Source organism: Bradyrhizobium sp. (assembly GCF_049691595.1).
In the GTDB taxonomy this organism is placed as follows: Bacteria; Pseudomonadota; Alphaproteobacteria; order Rhizobiales; family Xanthobacteraceae; genus Bradyrhizobium.
In genome coordinates, this window is the sequence record NZ_JBAVNZ010000095.1 from 1 (window position 1) to 1535 (window position 1535).

General features: G+C 59.3%; 2 protein-coding genes. One reads left to right on the forward strand and one right to left on the reverse strand.

Features of this window, described 5'->3' with window-relative positions; translation table 11 throughout:
• Positions 1 to 549: sigma 54-interacting transcriptional regulator (locus WCE35_RS04380; RefSeq protein WP_424592116.1), on the forward strand; the 549-nt coding region annotated here is incomplete at its 5' end.
• A 2-nt stretch (positions 550 to 551) separates the two neighbouring features.
• Here the strand turns inward: WCE35_RS04380 and WCE35_RS04385 are convergent.
• Positions 552 to 1535 (reverse strand): aldehyde dehydrogenase family protein (locus WCE35_RS04385; protein WP_424592117.1); only part of this gene is annotated, 984 nt, incomplete at its 5' end.

Here is a 1535-nt window from a genome sequence, read left to right on the forward strand (position 1 = left end):
ATTCTGCGGTTCCTGGACGATTGGACGGCCCGGCCGATCGGCGGCTCCAATTCAAAAGTAGACGTACTGCTGGTTTCAGCTACCAACGCCGGCATCGAAGAAGCCATATCGGCGGGACGATTCCGCCGTGATCTGCTTTACCGTCTGAACACCGTCGATGTGACGCTGCCGTCGCTTGCCGAGCGCAGCGATTTCGGCGAAATCGTCCATCACCTCCTGGTCATCATCGACCCGAAGTGTTCAATATCGGAAGATGCCATTGCGCATTTGGCCGAACGGCCTTGGCCCGGAAATATTCGCGAGTTGCGCAACGTCCTAGCCCGGCTGTCGCTTATGGCCATCGACGGTCAGATCGGCATCGATCTGGTCGAGCCGGGCATCGATCACTCGGTGCATGTTGCGAGTGAATCTTCGCTTTGGCATCTCCAGCGCGCCCGCGTGCTGGCCGCCTATTCCGAAACCGGCAACAACATCAGCGAAACGGCGCGGCGGCTCGGCATCTCTCGCAATACCGTTTATCGAGCCCTCGGCCACACCGCCAAGCGGTAACTTCACTTCATGGTCGGGATCACGTACTCCGCGCCAGCCTTGATACCGGACGGCCAGCGGGCGGTCACGGTTTTGGTCTTGGTATAAAAGCGGATCGAATCCGGTCCATGCTGATTGAGGTCACCGAAGCCGGATTTTTTCCAGCCTCCGAAGGTGTGATAAGCCAAAGGCACTGGGATCGGGGCATTGATGCCGACCATGCCGACATTCACCTTCGACGCAAAATCACGGGCCGTATCGCCGTCACGGGTGAAAATGGCGACGCCGTTGCCGTAGGCATGCTCAGACGGCAGCCGCAAGGCTTCCGCATAATCCTTGGCGCGCACGACCGACAGAACTGGTCCGAAAATTTCTTCCTTGTAGATCCGCATCTCGGGCGTGACATGGTCGAACAGGCACCCGCCCATGTAAAACCCGTTCTCGTAACCCTGCATTTTGAAGCCGCGACCATCGACCTTGAGCTCGGCGCCTTCCTTGAGACCGATCTCGACATAGCCCTTGACCTTATCGAGGTGGGCTTTGGTGATCAGCGGGCCCATATCGGCGTCAAGTGACGTCGAAGGGCCTATTTTCAAGCTTTCGACTTTTGGAATGAGACGCGCCAGCAGATCGCGCGCCGCCGTTTCGCCGACCGGGACCGCGACCGAGATGGCCATGCAGCGTTCACCCGCCGAGCCGTAGCCCGAGCCGATAAGGGCATTGGCCGCCTGCTCCATGTCGGCATCCGGCATCACGATCATATGGTTCTTGGCGCCGCCGAAACATTGCACGCGCTTGCCGTTCGCCGCGGCGCGCGCGTAGACGTAGGCTGCGATATCGGTTGAGCCCACAAAACCGACCGCTTGGATATCATCGTGATCGAGAATGGCGTCAACGGCTTCCTTGTCGCCATTGACGACATTGAGAATGCCTGCCGGCAGTCCGGCCTCGAGCATCAATTCCGCAAGCATCAGCGGCACTGACGGATCGCGCTCGGAGGGCTTCAG